At 63.6% G+C, this 19,305-nt stretch carries 10 protein-coding genes; 8 read left to right on the plus strand and 2 right to left on the minus strand.

The genetic code is table 11. The features are described 5' to 3' along the window. Positions 1-70: 70 nt before the first annotated feature. Together ACFZAI_RS12800 and ACFZAI_RS12805 are read right to left on the minus strand one after the other, a co-directional pair. The gene (locus ACFZAI_RS12800; protein WP_391567218.1) at positions 71-589 is read right to left on the minus strand and encodes a DUF192 domain-containing protein; all 519 of its coding nucleotides are present in this window, start codon (positions 587-589) and stop codon (positions 71-73) included. A 91-nt stretch (positions 590-680) separates the two neighbouring features. Then, positions 681-926, minus strand: coding sequence for a cold-shock protein (locus ACFZAI_RS12805; RefSeq protein ID WP_054424977.1), 246 nt, complete (start codon positions 924-926; stop codon positions 681-683). A 227-nt stretch (positions 927-1,153) separates the two neighbouring features. Between ACFZAI_RS12805 and clpS the strand changes: the two genes are divergently transcribed. The 8 genes from clpS (at position 1,154) to putA (ending at position 19,116) form a co-directional block, all read left to right on the plus strand. Beyond that, a complete protein-coding gene (gene clpS, locus ACFZAI_RS12810) occupies positions 1,154-1,468 on the plus strand; it encodes an ATP-dependent Clp protease adapter ClpS (protein WP_006220276.1) in 315 nt (104 codons plus the stop codon). Positions 1,469-1,700: 232 nt separating this feature from the next. Continuing rightward, on the plus strand, positions 1,701-6,857 hold the full coding sequence (locus ACFZAI_RS12815; RefSeq protein WP_391567845.1) for an alpha-2-macroglobulin: 5,157 nt from the start codon (positions 1,701-1,703) through the stop codon (positions 6,855-6,857). Next, positions 6,854-9,073 (plus strand): penicillin-binding protein 1C, encoded by a 2,220-nt coding sequence (gene pbpC / locus ACFZAI_RS12820; protein WP_391567219.1) that lies wholly within the window; start codon positions 6,854-6,856, stop codon positions 9,071-9,073. Before ACFZAI_RS12815 ends, pbpC begins: the two co-directional genes overlap by 4 nt. A 55-nt stretch (positions 9,074-9,128) precedes the next feature. Then, entirely contained in the window at positions 9,129-11,441 is a 2,313-nt protein-coding gene (clpA, locus tag ACFZAI_RS12825; protein ID WP_054425566.1) for an ATP-dependent Clp protease ATP-binding subunit ClpA, read from the plus strand. Then, on the plus strand, positions 11,441-12,775 hold the full coding sequence (locus ACFZAI_RS12830) for a paraquat-inducible protein A (protein WP_391567220.1): 1,335 nt from the start codon (positions 11,441-11,443) through the stop codon (positions 12,773-12,775). The genes clpA and ACFZAI_RS12830 overlap by 1 nt, the downstream gene beginning before the upstream one ends. A gap of 42 nt (positions 12,776-12,817) precedes the next feature. After that, complete coding sequence (locus tag ACFZAI_RS12835; RefSeq protein WP_391567221.1) at positions 12,818-14,482, plus strand: intermembrane transport protein PqiB; 1,665 nt, start codon at positions 12,818-12,820, stop codon at positions 14,480-14,482. A 6-nt stretch (positions 14,483-14,488) separates the two neighbouring features. Then, on the plus strand, positions 14,489-15,139 hold the full coding sequence (locus tag ACFZAI_RS12840; protein WP_391567222.1) for a membrane integrity-associated transporter subunit PqiC: 651 nt from the start codon (positions 14,489-14,491) through the stop codon (positions 15,137-15,139). Between the two features lie 155 nt (positions 15,140-15,294). Next, complete coding sequence (putA, locus tag ACFZAI_RS12845; RefSeq protein ID WP_391567223.1) at positions 15,295-19,116, plus strand: trifunctional transcriptional regulator/proline dehydrogenase/L-glutamate gamma-semialdehyde dehydrogenase; 3,822 nt, start codon at positions 15,295-15,297, stop codon at positions 19,114-19,116. The last annotated feature ends 189 nt before the right edge of the window (positions 19,117-19,305 follow it).

The raw sequence follows: 19,305 nt of genomic DNA on the forward strand, positions 1-19,305 counted from the left end.
ATGAAAAGGGAGCCCCGCGGGGCTCCCTTGCTGTATCTGGAGGGGGCGTAGCCGCCTCTGGGCGGGCCGTTCAGGGCAGGCCGTCGATTTTCCGGCCGGCCTTGATGCCATGCTGGTCGAACCAGCCCTGGGCCATTTCCAGGGCGTAGCGCACGGGCTTCTTTGCGCAGTGCGGGTCTTCGGTCTGGGGCGCCATGTCATCGATGTTGACGATCGTGCCGTCGTCGGCGATAAAGGCAATCGAGAGCGGCAGCAGGGTGTTGCGCATCCAGAAGCACTGCACGTCGGGCTGCTCGAACACGAACAGCATGCCGTCGTTACCGGGCAGCTCTTTACGGAACATCAAGCCGCTTTGGCGGGTGGCGTCAGTATTGGCGACTTCTGCGCGGATAATATGGATGCCCGCCGACAATTGCGTGGTGGGCAATTGCGGTTGCGGTCCGGTTTGTGCGTGGGCGCTGGCAGACAGTGCGAATGCGGCGGCGGCCAACGCCGCGGATAACGCTTTCAACCATGCGGGTTTAACGATTGAGGACGCTGTCTTAAGCAACGTACGACTGACAGGGAACGACTCGGTATTCTTCAGCATGGCCTGGCGCAGTAATTAGAAAATAACAAGGCGGGGCTCGAAAGCCCCGCCTGATAATGGTGCAACCTTACCGTTGCACTTTAAGGGTAACTCAGGCAGCCGTGATATTAAGTGCCTGCTTACCTTTGGGCCCCTGGATAATTTCGAAGGCCACTTTTTGGCCTTCTTTCAGGGTTTTAAAACCATTCATCTGGATGGACGAAAAGTGGGCGAACAGATCTTCACCGCCGTCGTCGGGCGTAATGAAGCCAAACCCCTTTGCATCGTTGAACCATTTGACGGTGCCCGTCGATTTGGGATTGTCCCCTTGGACGGCGGTTGCGGTCGGATCAGACATGCGGACTGCCTCATTGAATCGTATGTTGACAGAAGGGCATCGCGGTCTAGACCTCTGTCCCCCCCTCCGGCTTCCTGGCAGATTTTCGATGAGTTGAAAACCCCAGAATGCGCTGATAATGCGCCGCTTTTCTTCGTGTCGTCAAGTATGGAAACTACGTATTTCTGCGTGTAATTTTGCGTAAGTTGCGCGTTAGGCGTCCCCAGTTTAAATAGAATAGCCGCCCTATGAGTTCTACCTTGGATACCCAGCATGATTTGGCCGTCGAGAAGGCACCGGCACGCGCCGCGCCGCCTCCGATGTATCAAGTGCTGTTGCTGAATGACGACTACACGCCGATGGAATTCGTCGTGAAAGTCTTGCAGAAATTTTTCAATAAGAACCACGAAGAGGCCACGCGGATCATGCTGCAAGTGCATCACGAAGGGCGCGGAGTATGCGGGGTGTATCCCCGCGATCTCGCCGCGACCCGTATTGCGCAAGTTGGCCAGTATGCGCGGGCGCGTCAGCACCCGCTTCAATGCGTGATGGAACCCGTTTAATACTAAGAATGAAGACGCCGCCAGCAATGGCGGCGTTGTGCTGTCCATGATTTGAACAGCAGTATCCGCGCACCGGGAAGCGCGCGGATTGCGTTGGTCGGCAGCTCCGCCGCTAAGGAGCGTTGTGGTTGAGTAGGCGGAGGGGTTTGCCGTGAGTGGAAAGATCAGTAAGACCTGGCTGGCGGTTGCCGGCGTTGCGGTATTAGCGGGCGCGATTGGCGCGGGCTGGTGGATGGGCAAGGATCGCCAGACGGCGAACCCGACGCCGCCTGCTGCCGTGTCAGCCCCCGCAGCCGGTTCGGCAACGACAGCGACTCCGGCTACGCCGGCCGCTGGTGAAGCCAAGCCCGTGCTGCCTGCCAGCGCAACGGTGGGCGCGGCAGATCCGTTTGCGGCATTGACGTGCCAGCCGCGTCAATACAACGATGCCCTGGCGCTATCTGTCACCTTCACGCAGCCGGTAGACGCCAAAGGCAACCTGGACAATTTCCTGCAGGTGACCGACCTGGGCGCGTCCTCGGGCAAGGACGGCGAGAGCAGCGAATCCGCCTCGTCCGACCAGCCCGCCTCGGTCAAGCCGGGCGACTCCGCGCCCAAAGGCAAGATCCTGAAGGGCAACTGGGTCGTGGGCGAAAACCCGCGCATGGTGTATTTCCCCTACATTCAGCCGCAGCGCAAATACGCGATCACGGTCCGCTCCGGTCTGGCCGGCGTGGGCGACAAGGTCGTGCTGGCGGAAACGACCAACTGCGAAGTGAACACGCAGGCCATGCCGCCTTCGTTCTACTTCGCCAGCCGCGGCGTGGTGCTGCCGGCTGGTCAGAACGGCGGGTTGCCCGTGGCCACCGTCAACGTGCCGGAAGTCGACGTGCAGTTCCTGCGCGTGTCGCCCGAGCGCGTGCCTGAACTCTTCGAAACCGTGTTGGGCATTGGCCGCAACACCGCCACCGAGTCCGAGGACGACGAGGGCGGCTACAACGAAGATGATGGCTGGCGCTATTCCGACAACCGCAGCCTGAAGGGTTCGGTCAGCAACTGGGATCTGGACCGCCTGAATTCGTTGACGACCAGCGTCTACCAAGGCCGCTTCCTGACGGACGACAAGCCGAACCGCCGCCACGTGACGTTCCTGCCGGTTGAAGGCGTGAAGGAACTGCAAGAGCCCGGCATCTATATCGCGGTGATGAGCCAGCCCGGCCGTTTCCGCTATGAATACCAAGTGACGTATTTCTACGTCAGCGACATCGGTCTGCATGCGCGCCGCTATAGCGACCGCATCGAAGCCTATTCCGTGTCGCTGAAGTCGGGCCAGGCCATCTCTGGCGCCGTGTTCGAACTGGTGGATGGCAGCGGCAAGTCGCTGGCCAAGGCCGCGGCGGACGCGCAGGGCCATGTCCGTTTTGAGGGCAGCTTCACCAATGCGCGCGTCATCCGCGCCTCGCGCGACAAGGAAATGACGGTGCTGGCGCTGGCCGAGCCGGCGTTGGACCTGTCGGAATTCGACACGGGCGGCCATACCTCGCGCCCGAACAACCTGTTTGTGTACGCCGGCCGTAACCTGTACCGCCCGGGTGAAACGTTCAACGTGTCGGTGCTGCCGCGCGACCTGGACGGCCGCATGCTGACCCCCGCGCCGCTCACCGCCACCATCAAGCGTCCCGATGGCCGTGTGGTGCAGACCACGTTGTGGCAGCCGAACAAAGATCTGGTCGGCTATGTTGAGCGCGCCATTGATCTGCCGCTGGATGCGCAGACCGGTTCGTGGCTGCTTGAGCTGCGTGTGGACCCCGCGTCGCGCGCGCCGGATGCATCGTGGAAATTCCAGGTCGAGGAATTCCTGCCCGAACGCATGAAGATGGCGCTGACGTCCGAACAGGAAGTGCTGTCGCCCGACGAAGAATTGACGGTGGATGTGCAGGGCGACTACCTGTACGGCGCACCTGCCGCCGGCAACCGCCTGCTGTCCACCTTCCAGGTCAAGCGCGACCGCTTTGCGCTGGCGCAGCAATGGCCGGGCTTCATCTTTGGCGACGTGGCCGATGATTCCCGCCGCACCTTTGGCGAACTGCCCGAGGCCGCGCTGGACGACAAGGGTTACGCGCAACTGGAAGTCAATCCGAACACGGCCGGCACGCATTCGCCCATGAAGGTGCGCGTGTCCGCCAGCCTGCTGGAATCGGGCGGCCGCCCGGTTGTGCGTTCGATTGAACGCAGCGTCTGGCCCGCCGACAAGCTGATTGCCGTGCGTCCGCAATTCGATAGCGACGTGGCCCGCGAAGGCGCGCCCGCCGGTTTCGAAGTGATCCGCGTCAACGCGCAAGGCAAGGTCGAACCGCTGGCTCAGGCCCAGATGCGTCTGTTCCGCGAAGAGCGTCAGTACTACTGGCGTTTCGACGACCAGCGTGGCTGGAACAGCGGCTATACCGAAACCGAAGAACTGCTCGATTCGCGCGAGATCGCGCTGAACGATCGCAGCCAACTGACCGTGCCGGTCAAGTGGGGCCGTTACCGTCTGGAAATCGCCGACCCGGAAACGGGCGAGACCATGCGCTACCGCTTCTATGCGGGCTGGAACGCGCAGGACGCCGATTCGATGGGCAACCGCCCCGACCGCGTGCAGCTGAAGCTTGAAGGCGTGCCGGCCAAGCCGGGCGATACCGTCAAGGTCACGCTGACGCCGCCGCACGACGGCCAGGCGCTGGTCACCGTGGAAGGCGACCGCATGCTGTGGTCGAAGTGGGTGTCCGTGAAAGCGACGGGCACGGAAGTTGAAATTCCCATCAGCAAGGACTGGAAGCGTCACGACCTGTACGTGGCCGCCGCCGTGTTCCGCCCGGGTAGCGAAGGCGACCGTGTGACCCCGGCACGCGCGTTGGGTCTGGCGTTCCTGCCGATCGCCAGCGCCGACCGCAAGCTGGACGTCAAGCTGACCGCGCCGCCCAAGGCGGTGCCGGAAACCAAGACGACCGTGCGTGTCAAGGTGGATGGCGCTCAGGGCAAGCAGGCCACGGTGACGCTGTCTGCCGTGGACGTGGGCATCCTGAACATCAACCAGTACGCCACGCCGAATCCGCTGGATTATTTCTTCGGCAAGCACCGTTACGCGCCCGAGTTGCTGGACATGTACGGCAAGCTCATCGAAAAAATGGACGGCACCAAGGGTAAGCTGAAGTGGGGCGGTGACGCCGCCATGAGAGGCGACAGCAAGAGCCTGCCGAAGAAAGTGAAGCTGGTTGACCTGTTCTCGGGTCCGGTGACGCTGAACGCGCAAGGCGAGGCGGACATCCCGCTGGACCTGCCTGATTTCAACGGCACGCTGCGCCTGATGGCCGTGGCCTTCACCGCTGACAACTACGGCAGCACCGACACCGAAATGGTGGTGGCGGCGCCGATCGTGGCCGAGCTGAACACGCCGCGCTTCATCACCCCCGGCGACCAGGCCGCGATTGCGCTGGACGTGTCCAACCTGAGCGGCTCCGATCAGAAGATCACGATCAAGCTGGAAGCGCTGGACCCGCTGGCCATTCCCGATGGCGTGCGCACGCTGACGCTGAAGGACAAGCAACGCACGACCTTGCGCTTTAACGCCACGACGACGGGTTCGTATGGCCTGGGCCTGATCCGCCTGACCGTCGATGGCCAGGGCGCAGGCAAGCCCGTGCACCTGGTGCGCGAATCGGTGCTGCAAGTGCAGCCGGCCTATGCCGGTGAACGTCAGGTGCGCCGTCTGCGCCTGAATCCGGGCGAGACGAACACGGCGCAGGCGTCGTGGGTGTCTTCGTACTATCCCGATTCGGCGCTGGTCAGCGTGACCGTGTCCAACCGCCCGCCGTTCAACGTCAACCGCCTGGTTGAAGGCCTGCTTGCGTATCCGTACGGATGCACCGAACAGACCATCAGCCGCGCCTTGCCGTGGGTGCTGATCGATGCCGACGTCGCCAAGCAATACGGCCTTAAGCCGCATTCGCAGGCCGAACGCGCGGCGCAGGTCTCAAACGCCATCGCCCGCTTGTCCGGCATGCGCAACGCCGTGGGTTCGTACAACCTCTGGAGCGGCTCGACGTCTCGCGATGTCTGGCTGACGGCCTATGCCGTGGGCTTCCTGCAGGATGCGCGTGACAAGGGCTTTGAAGTGCCTGAAGCCACGCTGGACCGTTCGCGCCAATGGCTGCTGGAGCAAGTGCAGCAGACGTCCAATGGCTTTGGCACGTGGTCGGTGAACCTGCGCCGCAACGTTGAAGCCGGCCGTATCGACGGCAGCGACGCCAATATCCTGCGTGAAGACCATCGCCGTTTCGCCGGCCTTGCCACCGCCGTGCTGGCGTTGGCTCGCGACAAGAAGGCGCCGCTTGCTACCGTGCGCCAACTGTTCGACAACTACCAGGAACGCGCGCGTTCGCCGCTGCCGCTGATTCAGCTGGCCGCCGCATTCAAGCTGATGGGCGACGAAGGGCGCATGAAGTCCGCGCTGGACGCCGCCATGACGCGCGAATACGGTTTCCCGCGCCGCGATTACAACGCCTATTACGACGAGTGGCTGGGCGACTACGGCAGCAGCGTGCGTGACTATTCGCTGGCCTATGCGCTGGCGAACCAGTACGGCCTGAAGCATGACCGCCTGGAAAACCTGCTGACGCAACTGACGGCGCGACTGGGCAACCGCTCGTACTTGTCGACCCAAGAGCGCATGTCGCTGTTGTTGGCCGCACGCGTCATGGGCGGTGACAAGAGCACGCCGTGGTCCGCAGCGTTGTTGGTCAATGGCGCCCGCAAGGAGCTCGATGGCGGCAAGAGCGACCAGATGGTGTCTGTGCCGGCGGCCGACCTGGCCAACACGCAGATCATCAACACGGGTTCGCAATCGCTGTTTGTTGAGTACGACATCCAAGGCAGCCCGACGGTGGCGCCCAAGCCGCGCAACGACGTGATCCAGCTCAAGCGTGGCTGGTATCGCCCGGATGGCCGTCCGTGGGATGGCGGCAACCTGCAAACCGGCGACATGCTGGTGGTGTGGGTGCAGGCCAGCGCCAACCAGGTTATTCCTGATGCGTTGATCGAGGACCGCGTGCCGGCAGGTTTCGAAGTTGAAAACCTGAACCTGTCGCAAAGCCCCGAGATGCAGGAATGGACGATTGGCGGCCGCCGCGTGGCGGAAGCGATGTCGGATTCCAACATCAAGCATCGCGAGTTCCGCGACGACCGTTACGTGGCCGCCGTGTCTTTGGGCCGTGGCAAGGTGGATGTGTTCTATCTGGTGCGCGTCGTGACGCCGGGCCGCTATGCGGTGCCGTCGACGGTGGCCGAGGATATGTACCGCCCCGAAATCCGCGGCGTGGGTGAGCAATGGAGCACGGTCGACATCCGCGATCGCGGCGCCAAGCGTCCTTGAACGCCGCCGCTACCTCAACGCCAGGCGCCCAGCGCGCCCGGCGTTGGCGGCGGCGCGGCATCATCGCGGCCAGCGTGTTGTTTGCGCTGGCCGCGTTGTTATTCGTGCTCGACCGCTTGTATCCGCTTCCCCGTATCGACTCGGGCGGCGCGGCCGTGGTCGTCGCCGCCGACGGCACGCCGCTGCGCAACTATCCCAGCCGCGACGGCATCTGGCGTTATCCCGTCAAACCAGACCAGGTTTCCGACCGCTATCTGGAAACCCTGCTGACGTACGAAGACCGCTGGTTCTACTGGCATCCCGGCGTGAACCCGGTGGCGCTTGCGCGTGCTGGCTGGCAATGGGCCACGAACCGCCGCATCGTGTCCGGCGGGTCGACGCTGACCATGCAGGTTGCGCGCCTGATTGACCCTCAACTGGCCGGCAAGCCATCGCGCTCGATGTCCGCCAAATTGCGGCAGGCGTGGCGCGCAGTGCAGCTGGAAATGCACTACAGCAAGGACGAAATCCTGTCGCTGTACCTGACGCATGCGCCGATGGGCGGCATCGTCGAGGGCGTGGAAATGGGCTCGCGGCTGTGGCTGGGCAAGTCGGCCCGCAACTTGAGCGCAGCCGAAGCCGCGATGCTGACGGCCTTGCCGCAGGCGCCATCCCGGCTACGGCCCGACCGCCATCCCGACGCCGCTCAAGCCGCGCGCGACAAGGTGCTGGACCGCATGGCCGAGCTGGGCCGCTGGACGTCGGCAGAAGTGGCCGACGCCAAGATCGAAAACGTGATCGCGCCGCCGCTGCGTGCGCGTTGGCTGGCGCCGCTGGCGGCCCAAAGGCTGTTGCAAGAGGCGGGCGGCAAGTCCGCGGCGCGCCGTCCGGGCGAGCGCCCGCCGCTGGTGCCGTCCACGCTGGATGCCGACATGCAGGCGTCGGTGGAACAAATGCTGCTGGACCGCGTTGATGGCCTGCCGCCCAAGGTTTCCATGGCCGTGCTGGTCATGGATAACGATACGCTCGAGGTCAAGGCCTACGCAGGATCGGCTGATTTTTCCGACGATACCCGTTATGCGCATGTGGATATGGTGCGTGGCGTGCGCTCGCCGGGTTCTACTCTGAAACCGTTTCTGTACGCGCAGGCGCTGGACGAAGGCCTGATTCACTCGGAAAGCCTGCTGATCGATGCGCCCATGTCGTTCGGCGGTTACGCGCCCGGTAATTTCCAGGCGGCATTTTCGGGGCCGATCAGTGTGGCGCAGGCGCTGCAACGGTCGCTGAACGTGCCCGCTGTGGACTTGCTGGACCGTGTGGGCCCCGTCAGTTTTGCGTCAATGATGCTGTCGGGCGGGGTACGGTTACGTTTGCCCGCGGGTGCAGATCCAAATTTGAGCTTGATTTTGGGCGGGGGTGGCACCACATTGGAAGAATTGGTGGGTGCTTATCGGGCCTTGGCCCGGGGCGGCATCTCTGGGCGGCCTCGCCTGCGGGCGGAGCAGCCTCGGATCGAGTCCCGTATGATGAGCCCTGGAGCCGCCTGGATTGTCCGGGATATTCTCGAAGGCGGCGGGCACCCTGACCGGCCGTTTTATCAGTCGGGCAGTCCGGCCCGGCGGCTGGCCTGGAAGACCGGAACCAGCTTCGGATTCCGCGACGCCTGGGCCATCGGGGTGACCGACAGATGGACGATTGGCGTTTGGGTCGGCAGGCCCGATGGAACGCCGAACCCCGGATTTTTTGGGGCGAATGTGGCGGCGCCGCTACTGCAGGATATTGTGGCGGCGTTGCCGGAAGGGGCGCAGCAGGTGCGCAGCCGGCCCGAAACGGTGCAGGCAGCGGTCACGTGCTGGCCCTTGGGTTACAGATTGGGCAGCGTGCCCTCGGGGGAATGCCCCGAACAGCGCGCGGCCTGGCTGCTGAATGACACGGCGCCGCCGTCGTTTGCCGGTTATGCCGACGCCACGCAGGGGCCTTTGCGCTTGGGCGGTGTTGCAAACGGATCGGTGCTTCGGCCCGTGCCAGGCAGCAAGCAAGTGGCGCTGGATGTCGATGTGCAAGGCGCCGAAGGCGAAGTATGGTGGATGCTTGATGGGCGTGTGGTGAAACACGGCGCGTCGAGTCATCCGTTTAATTTAGTGCTGGCGCAAGACGGCCGGTATACGCTTACCGTCATGGACACGCAAGGCCGCCACGACAGAGTGGTTTTTGAAATCGCTGGCGTTACGCCATGATCGGCATAGAATATGAATCGTGTATTTGACCGCTTCGATGCAATACGGAGGAAGCGTGATTTCTCAAGAGCTTGAAGTCAGCCTGCATATGGCTTTCGTCGAGGCCCGTTCGGCCCGGCACGAATTTATTACGGTTGAGCATCTGCTGCTGGCATTGCTTGACAACGCTTCGGCAGTCGAGGTTCTGCGCGCATGCGCGGCAAACCTGGACGATTTGCGCCGCAACCTCCGCCAGTTCGTTTCGGAAAACACCCCGGTGATTCCAAGCGGCGCCGAGGTCGACACGCAACCGACGTTGGGCTTCCAGCGCGTGATTCAACGCGCAATCATGCACGTTTCCGCAGGGGGTACTGGCAAGAAGCCAGTGACCGGCGCGAACGTGCTGGTGGCCATTTTCGGTGAAAAAGACTCGCACGCCGTGTACTACCTGCAACAGCAGGGCGTCACGCGCTTGGACGTCGTCAATTTCCTGTCGCATGGCATTACCAAACAGCCCCAGGTGGAGTCCGCCGCCGTGCAGAAAGAGCAGCAGACCAATGGTGAAGAGCAGGGCGAATCGCGTCAGTCGCCGCTGGATCAATATGCCACCGACCTGAATGCCGCCGCGCTGGCGGGCCGCATCGATCCCCTGATCGGACGCGAGCACGAAGTCGAGCGCGTCATTCAAGTGTTGTGCCGCCGCCGCAAGAACAACCCGCTGCTGGTGGGTGAAGCGGGCGTGGGCAAGACCGCCATTGCCGAAGGCCTGGCCTGGCGCATCACGCGCGGCGAAGTGCCTGAAATTCTGCAAGCGGCTCAAGTCTTTTCGTTGGACATGGGCGCGCTGCTGGCCGGCACCAAGTACCGCGGTGATTTCGAACAACGCCTGAAGGGCGTGCTCAAGCAGATCCGCGGTAATCCCGACGCGATCCTGTTCATCGATGAAATCCACACGCTGATCGGCGCCGGTTCGGCCTCGGGCGGCACGCTGGATGCGTCCAATCTGCTGAAGCCGGCGCTGTCTTCCGGCCAGCTCAAGTGCATTGGCGCCACCACCTATACGGAATATCGCGGCGTCTTCGAAAAAGACCACGCGCTGTCGCGCCGGTTCCAGAAGATTGATGTGCCGGAACCCAGCGTCGAGCAAACCGTGCAGATCCTGCGCGGCTTGAAGAGCCGTTTCGAAGAACATCACAGCGTGCGCTATTCGGCCGCTGCGTTGTCGGCCGCCGCCGAATTGTCGGCCCGCTTCATCAATGACCGCCATCTGCCTGACAAGGCCATTGACGTGATCGACGAAGCCGGCGCTGCGCAGCGTCTGCTGCCGCGTTCGCGCCAGAAGAAGGTGATCGGCAAGGTGGACATCGAAAACATCGTGTCCAAGATTGCGCGCATTCCGCCGCAGTCGGTGTCCAACGATGACCGCAGCAAACTGGCCACGCTCGACCGCGACCTGAAAACCGTGGTCTTCGGCCAGGACGGCGCGATCGACGCCTTGTCCGCCGCCATCAAGATGGCGCGCTCGGGTTTGGGCAAGCCGGAAAAGCCGATTGGCGCGTTCCTGCTGTCTGGCCCCACGGGCGTGGGCAAGACCGAAGTGGCTCGCCAACTGGCGTTTACGCTGGGCGTTGAGCTGCTGCGTTTCGACATGTCGGAATACATGGAACGCCATGCCGTGTCGCGCTTGATTGGCGCGCCGCCGGGATACGTCGGTTTCGACCAGGGCGGTTTGCTGACCGAAGCCATCACCAAGCAGCCGCACTGCGTGCTGCTGCTGGACGAAATCGAAAAAGCGCACCCGGATGTGTTCAACATCCTGCTGCAGGTCATGGACCACGGCACGCTCACCGACAACAACGGCCGCAAGGCGGACTTCCGTAACGTCATCCTCATCATGACGACGAACGCGGGCGCCGAAACCTTGAACCGTCCGTCGATCGGGTTTGCCAATTCGCGGATGCTGGGCGACGAAATGGCGGAAATCCGCCGCATGTTCACGCCTGAATTCCGCAACCGCCTTGATGCAATCATCCCGTTCGCCGCGTTGGACCGCGAGGTCATCCTGCGCGTGGTGGACAAGTTCCTCATGCAGCTCGAAGACCAGTTGCACGAGCGCCGCGTGGAAGCCGTGTTCACCACGAAACTGCGCGAACACCTTGCCAAGGAGGGGTTCGACCCGCTCATGGGCGCGCGTCCCATGCAACGTCTTATTCAGGACACCATCCGCCGCGCGCTGGCCGACGAGCTGCTGTTTGGCAAGCTGGTCGACGGCGGTTCGGTCACGGTGGACCTGGACGATTCGGGCAAGGTGACGCTGGACTTCGACGACAACGGGAAACCGCCGTCATCGGATGCCCCGGATAAGCAGGAAGTCGAATTGATCGATTGATGACCGCGGACCGCCAGCCGCTGATCGAGTGCGAACATTGCGCAAGCGTATATCGCCGACATCAGCTTGAACCTGGCGAGACTGCCAATTGCGCCCGCTGCGGGGCCACGTTGTGGCGCTACAGCGGGCTTACTTTGTCCAATTGGCTGGCCCTCGCCATCACTGCCCTGATCGTCTTCGGGGTGGCTAACGCCTACCCGGTCGCTTCCATGTCCGTTCAGGGCATGGTGCAGCAGGCGTCCTTGCTGGACGCCATTTCCATTACATGGCGCCAAGGCCACTGGGTGGTTGCCGTGATGACGGGCCTGGCCGGATTCGGCCTGCCGCTGCTGCAATTGGTTGTGCTGCTGTGGGTGCTTGGCCCCTTGTCCCAAGGCCGCGAGCCCGCCGGGTTCCGGGGCGCCATGCGCCTGCTGGGCATTCTGCGCCCGTGGTGCATGATTCCCGTGTTTCTGCTGGGCGTGCTGGTGGCGGTGGTGAAGCTGGCCGGCATGGCGGCGGTGTCGCCCGGCATTGGCCTGGGCGCCTTTGGCGTGTTGACCATTTTCCTGACGATGCTCGGCCGCTTGTCGCCGCATGTGTTGTGGCGCTATGCGGAAACCGCTGGCGTGGCGCCTGTACACATCCCCGAGTCCGGGCCGGACACGGTGCTGGCCGGCTGCCACGTCTGTGGCCAGGTGCAGGCGCTGCCGCGAGACGCCGACCCCGAAGAAGAACACCACTGCGTGCGCTGCGAAGCCGTCGTCCACTACCGCAAGCCGGATCACCTGGCGCGCACGTGGGCGTTGCTGCTGGCGGCAGTGGTTTTCTACATTCCGGCTAACGTCCTGCCCGTGATGAAAGTCAGTTCCGTATTGGGCGACAGCGCCCATACCATTCTGGGCGGCGTGGTCGAGCTCTGGCAGATGGGGTCGTGGGACATCGCGCTGATTGTCTTCATCGCCAGCGTGGCCGTGCCGCTGACCAAGCTGCTGGCGTTGATTCTGTTGCTGTTGACCGAGCAGTGGCGTAGCACGACCAACCTGCGGCCGCGTACCCGCTTGTATCAAATGGTTGAGTTCATTGGCCAGTGGTCGATGCTGGATGTTTTTGTCGTTATATTGCTGGCGGCCCTGGCTGATTTTCAGGGACTGATGGAGATCAGCGCCGGCGCGGGTGCGGCGGCGTTTGGCGTGGTGGTGATTTTGACGATGTTGGCGGCCATGAGTTTCGACTTGCGCCGCAGTTGGGACCTGGAAGGCGAGAGTGAAGTCGACGCGCCCGAGGTCGAGGGCGCAAGCCACTCGCACCAAGCAGATCGCGCGGCGCCCCTTGCAGGCAAGGAAGTGGGTTAGCAACAACGATGGTTTCCCGCTCAAGAATAAAAAGGAAAGTAGATGTCCGAGCAAAAGCCTGAAGCCGGTGAAGAGCAGTTCAAGTCGCCAGCGATCTCGCGCAAGCAGAAGAGCCGGATCTCGTGGATCTGGCTGGTACCCGTCGTGGCCGCGCTGATGGGCCTGTCGCTGGTGGTGCGGACCTGGATGCAGGCCGGACCGGACATCTCGATCTCTTTCAACACCGCCGAAGGGCTGGAAGTCGGCAAGACCCAGCTGCGCTACAAAGACGTGAACATCGGCACGGTGAAGTCCATCGGCTTCAATGACGACCGCAGCAAGGTGGTCGTGAAGGCCGAGCTGGCCAAGGAAGTGTCGGACCTGGCCCGCGATGGCACGAACTTTTGGGTGGTGCGGCCGCGCCTGGACGTGAGCGGAGTATCGGGCCTGGGCACCTTGTTGTCGGGCGCCTACATTGGCGTGGACGCCAGCGAAGGCAAGAACGGTTCCGCCAAGGCCACCAAATTCAGTTTTGAAGGCCTGGAAATTCCGCCTGCGGTCACGCATGACCGCGCAGGCAAGCGCTTCAAGCTGAAGGCATCCGACCTGGGTTCGCTGGACATCGGCTCGCCCGTGTATTTCCGCCGCATCAATGTCGGCCGCGTCATCGGCTATGAGCTCGACAAGACCGGCACCGCCGTCAACGTTGAAGTCTTCGTGGACGCGCCCAACGACAAGTTCGTGACCAACGGCACGCGCTTCTGGAACGCCAGCGGTGTGGACTTCAGCGTCAATGCAGACGGGTTGAAGGTGCGCACGCAATCGCTCGTGTCGATGGCGATTGGCGGCGTGGCCTTTGAATCCGTGCAGAGTGCGCGCGACGGCAGTGCGCCCGCGCCCGCCGACGCCAACTTTGATCTGTATGCGACCGAAGCTGCCGCCAAGGCCAATCCGGATGGCGAAGCGTTCCCGATCCGCATGCGCTTTGACCAGTCCATCCGTGGCCTGAGCGTGGGCGCGTCGATCGACTTCAGCGGCATTACGTTGGGCAACGTCACGCAGATCACGCTGGACTTTGACCCGGCCACCAAGCGCTTCTTCTCCATCGTGGACGCGACCTTGTATCCGGAGCGTCTGGGCCGCGTCTATGAAGAGGTGCGCGAACGCGCCACCAAGGATGGCGACGTGGCGGGCAGCCGCTTGCTGGGCGTGATGATCAAGCACGGCCTGCGCGCGCAGCTGCGCACGTCCAACCTGCTGACCGGCCAGTTGTATGTGGTGCTGGACAACTTCCCGAACGCCAAGCCGGTTGATTTCCAGCCGTCTGACCCCGCCGTGATCCCGACGATCCCGGGCAACCTGGATCAACTGCAACAGCAGGTCAGCAACATCGTCGCCAAGATCGAGAAGATTCCGTTCGACAAGATTGGCGAAGACTTGCGCACCACGCTGGCCAGCACCTCCAAGCTGATGAACCGCCTGGACAAGCAGGTGGCGCCGGAAGCGCAAAGCATGCTGAAGCAGGCCAAGGAATCGATGGCGAACATCAACGCGATGCTGGCGTCCGATGCGGCCCTGCCGGTCAATACCGAAAAGGCGATGCAAGAATTGGGCCGCGCGGCGCGTTCGTTGCGCGCCTTGGCTGATTTCCTGCAATCCAACCCCGAAGCCTTGTTGCGCGGCCGTGGCAACGACCCGATTCCCGGTTCAGGCCCTGTCAGGAACTAAAGAACCATGACTCTTACCCACATGCGTCCCGTCCTGTCTTTGCTTGCACTGTCCGCCGCGCTGGCGGGCTGCGGCTCATCGCCGCCCGTGAATTACTACACCTTGCAGGGGCCGGCGGCCCAAACGCCGGCGTCGTCCGCCACCGCGCCCGCCAGCTATCTGATCGAGGTTCAGGGCGTCACCCTGTCCACCCAGGCCGACCAGCCGCAGCTGATGGTGCGCACGGGCGATGGCAGCGTGTCGGCGCTGTATTCCGAGCGCTGGAGCTCGCCGTTGGGCGATGAGCTGCGTGGCGCCTTGTCCGACGCGCTCAAGCGCGAATTGGGGGCGCTGGATGTGCAGGCGGTCAAGCCCGGGCCGGGGGCGCCTGTGTGGCGGGTGCAGACGGACGTGCAACGCTTTGACCTCGTCTCCGGAAAAATGGCGCAGCTGGACGCCACCTGGCGCGTGCGGCCCGTCAATGCCAAAGGCACGGGTCTGTTGTGCCGCAGCGTCGTCACGGAAAACGTGACGGAAACCGGCGTACCTGCGTTGATCGCCGCGCAGCAGCGGGCGGTTGTCAGTTTGGCGGGGGTGATGGCATCCGCGATCCGGGGTCAAACCCCAGCGGGGTCGAGTTCCGTGCAGATGTTGGGCTGCTCAGCGCTCAAAGATTGATAAACCTGCGCGATCTCAACCGGTTAACCATGGCCTAACCTAGGGTTAACCTTAATACAAACGCGGTTGCAACCTGTCTAGCATACGGTCCTACCCATACTGGGATTCATTCGAATCCAGTATTACCTTTGCCATGCGACAGGAAGCAATCTCTTATGGCCAGCACGACCCTCGGCGTCAAAGTTGATGACGCACTACGCGACCGCCTGAAAGCCGCCGCAAACAAACTCAACTGCACGCCGCACTGGCTGCACAAGCAGGCCATCCTGTCTTATCTAGACAAGATCGAGCGTGGCCATCTGCCCGCCGAAATGTCGCATCTGGGCATGGATACCAGCGCGGACGAAGAGGGCGGTGACGCCCACGCTGCGCCGACGCCGCCGTTCTACGAGTTTGGCCAGGATGTGCAGCCGCAGTCGGTGCTGCGCGCGGCGATCACCGCCGCCTACCGCCGCCCCGAACCCGAATGTGTGCCGCTGTTGCTGGGCCAGGCCCGCATGCCCAACCTGGAAAAGGTGCATGCGATGGCGACGGACCTCGTCAAGAAGCTGCGCGGCAAGCGCAGCGGCGGCGGGGTCGAAGGGCTGATCCAGGAATTCTCCTTGTCCAGCCAGGAAGGCGTGGCGCTGATGTGCCTGGCCGAAGCGCTGCTGCGTATTCCTGACCGCGCCACGCGCGACGCGCTGATCCGCGACAAGGTTGCTCGTGGCGACTGGAAGTCGCACATGGGCGGTTCGCAATCGCTGTTCGTCAACGCCGCCACCTGGGGCCTGATGATCACCGGCAAGCTCGTGGCCGTGAGCAGCGAACAGTCGCTGTCCAAGGCGCTGACGCGCTTGATCGGCAAGGGCGGTGAGCCGCTAGTGCGCAAGGGCGTGAACATGGCCATGCGCATGATGGGCGAACAGTTCGTGTCGGGCCAGACCATCTCTGAAGCGCTGGCCAACAACCGCAAGATGGAAGCGCGCGGTTTCCGCTATTCGTACGACATGCTGGGCGAAGCCGCCACCACGGCCGAAGACGCCGAGCGCTATTACGCGTCGTACGAGCAGGCCATTCACGCCATCGGCAAGGCCGCGGCCGGCCGTGGCATCTACGAAGGCCCGGGCATTTCCATCAAGCTGTCGGCGCTGCACCCGCGCTATTCGCGCAGCCAGCGCGAACGCGTGATCGCCGAACTGCTGCCGCGCGTGAAGGCGCTGACGGCATTGGCCCGCAGCTACGACATCGGTCTGAACATCGACGCCGAAGAAGCCGACCGTCTTGAAATCTCGCTGGATCTGCTGGAAGCGCTGTGTTTCGCGCCCGAGCTCGATGGCTGGAACGGTATTGGCTTTGTCATCCAGGCCTATCAGAAGCGTGCGCCGTTCGTGATCGATTACGTCATCGATCTGGCGCGCCGCAGCCGCCACCGCGTGATGGTGCGTCTGGTGAAGGGCGCCTATTGGGACAGCGAGATCAAGCGCGCCCAAGTGGATGGCCTGGAAGGCTACCCCGTCTATACCCGCAAGCTGTACACCGATGTGGCCTACCTGGCGTGCGCCCGCAAGCTGCTGGGTGCGCCCGAAGCCGTGTACCCGCAGTTCGCCACGCACAACGCGTACACGTTGGCGGCCATCTATCAATTGGCGGGGCAAAACTATTACCCGGGCCAATACGAATTCCAGTGCCTGCACGGCATGGGCGAACCGCTGTACGACGAAGTGGTCGGCCCGCTGGCCCAAGGCAAGCTGAACCGCCCGTGCCGCATCTACGCACCGGTCGGCACGCATGAAACGCTGCTGGCGTACCTGGTGCGCCGCCTGCTGGAAAACGGCGCCAACACCTCGTTCGTGAATCTCATCGGCGACGACAGCATTCCCGTCGAAACGCTGGTGGCTGATCCGGTGGAAGCGGCCTCGCGCATCGTGCCGCTGGGCGCGCCGCACGAAAAGATTGCGCTGCCGCGTGAGTTGTACGGCAATGTGCAGCACGGCGCTCGCGCCAACTCGGCTGGCCTGGACCTGACCAACGAGCACCGCTTGGGTTCGTTGTCGGCCGCGCTGCTGGCCAGCGCCGGCACGCCGTGGCGCGCCGGCCCCATGCTGGGCGAAGGCGAACAGGCCTGGGACCCGGCGCGTGCGGTTGAAGTGCGCAACCCCGCCAACCTGCGCGACGTTGTGGGTCACGTGGTGGAAGCGCAAGCCGAAGAAGCGGAAGCCGCGTTGCGTGCCGCCGCGAACACGGCGCCCATCTGGCAATCGACCCCGGTGGCCGAGCGCGCGCAATGCCTGCGCCGCGCGGCGCAATTGCTGGAAGAGCAGATGCAGACCCTGTTGGGCCTGATCGTGCGCGAAGCCGGCAAGTCGCTGCCCAACGCCATCGCCGAAGTGCGCGAAGCCGTGGACTTCCTGCGCTATTACGCCGATCAGGCCGAGCAGGAATTCAGCAACGACACGCACCGCCCGCTGGGCACCGTGCTGTGCATCAGCCCGTGGAACTTCCCGCTGGCCATCTTTACCGGCCAGGTCGCGGCTGCGCTGGCCGCGGGCAATACCGTCGTCGCCAAGCCCGCTGAACAAACCCCGCTGATCGCCGCGCAAGCCGTGGCCATTCTGCGCGCGGCCGGCGTGCCGGACGGCGCGGTGCAATTGCTGCCGGGCCGTGGTGAAACCGTGGGCGCGCAACTGGTGGCCAGCCCCGCCGTGCGCGGCGTGATGTTCACCGGTTCGACCGACGTGGCGCGCATCATTGCGCGCACGCTGGCCGACCGCCTGGACGACAACGGCCACACCATTCCGCTGATTGCCGAAACCGGCGGCCAGAACGCGATGGTGGTGGATTCGTCGGCGCTGTCCGAACAAGTTGTGTTTGACGTGCTGAGCTCGGCCTTTGATTCGGCCGGCCAACGCTGTTCGGCGCTGCGTGTGCTGTGCGTGCAGGAAGACAACGCCGACCACGTGCTGACCATGCTGCGCGGCGCGATGCGCGAGCTCAGCGTGGGCAACCCCGACCGCCTGTCGGTCGACGTTGGCCCCGTGATCGACACCGACGCCCGCAACGGCATCCAGCGGCACATCGAAACGATGCGCACGGCGGGCCATCGCGTGGATCAGGTGGAACTCAATGGCGAATGCCGCCACGGTACTTTCGTGCCGCCGACCATCATTGAAATCGACCACATCAGCGAACTGACGCGTGAAGTGTTCGGCCCGGTGCTGCACGTGGTGCGCTACAAGCGCGACGAACTCGACGCCTTGCTGGACGCCATCAACGGCACCGGCTACGGCCTGACGTTCGGTGTGCACACCCGCATCGACGAAACCATTGCGCACGTGACGGGGCAGGTGCATGCCGGCAACGTCTACGTCAACCGCAACATCGTGGGCGCCGTGGTGGGCGTGCAGCCGTTTGGCGGCGAGTGCCTGTCCGGCACCGGCCCCAAGGCGGGTGGCCCGCTGTACATGTACCGCTTGCTGGGTACGCGCCCGGCCGGCCTGCCGCCGGCGCTGGACGCCGCTGCGCCGTTGCCGCAACGCATTGCGTTGCCGGGCCCCACGGGTGAAACCAACACCTACATGGTTGAGCCGCGTGGCGCGGTGTACTGCGTGGCGGCGACTGACGCCGGTGCGCGTGCGCAGTGGTCGGTGGCGCGTCTGACGGGCAACCATGCCTGGTTTGCGGACACGCCTGCGGCGCAAGCGCTGCTGTCCACCTTGGACGCCGAGCAGCAAGGGCAGGCGGGCATCCTGGCTGATGATGAAGTCGATCAGGCCGATTACCAGGCCGTGCTGTTTGAAGGCGATGGCGACGCGCTGCAAGCGCTGAACCAGCGCATCGCGCAGCGCCCCGGCGCCATCCTGTCGGTGCATGGCTTGACGTCTGATGCTCTGGCGGCGGGGGCCGGATATGTGCCGGAACGCCTGCTGACTGAACGCTCCATCAGCGTCAATACGGCCGCCGCAGGGGGCAACGCCAGCCTCATGACAATCGGTTGATGTGACCGTCTGGGAACCCTCTGGGGACTGAGGGTTATCTCCAATATCGGGCAAGGTTGCACTGGAACGAAAATCCGGTCGCACCTCAAGTCTGGATGTCGCAACCCGGCATCCAGACTTTGCAGAAAATGCATACGCGGGACCCGGCCACCGCTGGGCCCGAGGTAGTGGAAAAAACCAAAAGCCTGG

The organism is Achromobacter sp. NPDC008082, from assembly GCF_042957345.1.
In the GTDB taxonomy this organism is placed as follows: Bacteria; Pseudomonadota; Gammaproteobacteria; order Burkholderiales; family Burkholderiaceae_B; genus Achromobacter; species Achromobacter kerstersii_A.

What these genes read in the sequence shown, in the direction of transcription:
- ACFZAI_RS12835 (WP_391567221.1), top strand. Translation starts at nt 12,818, where the DNA reads ATGTCCGAGCAAAAGCCTGAAGCCGGTGAAGAGCAGTTCAAGTCGCCA.
- ACFZAI_RS12815 (WP_391567845.1), top strand. Translation starts at nt 1,701, where the DNA reads ATGGGCAAGGATCGCCAGACGGCGAACCCGACGCCGCCTGCTGCCGTG.
- ACFZAI_RS12805 (WP_054424977.1), bottom strand. Translation starts at nt 926, where the DNA reads ATGTCTGATCCGACCGCAACCGCCGTCCAAGGGGACAATCCCAAATCG.
- putA (WP_391567223.1), top strand. Translation starts at nt 15,295, where the DNA reads ATGGCCAGCACGACCCTCGGCGTCAAAGTTGATGACGCACTACGCGAC.
- clpS (WP_006220276.1), top strand. Translation starts at nt 1,154, where the DNA reads ATGAGTTCTACCTTGGATACCCAGCATGATTTGGCCGTCGAGAAGGCA.
- ACFZAI_RS12840 (WP_391567222.1), top strand. Translation starts at nt 14,489, where the DNA reads ATGACTCTTACCCACATGCGTCCCGTCCTGTCTTTGCTTGCACTGTCC.
- ACFZAI_RS12800 (WP_391567218.1), bottom strand. Translation starts at nt 589, where the DNA reads ATGCTGAAGAATACCGAGTCGTTCCCTGTCAGTCGTACGTTGCTTAAG.
- ACFZAI_RS12830 (WP_391567220.1), top strand. Translation starts at nt 11,441, where the DNA reads ATGACCGCGGACCGCCAGCCGCTGATCGAGTGCGAACATTGCGCAAGC.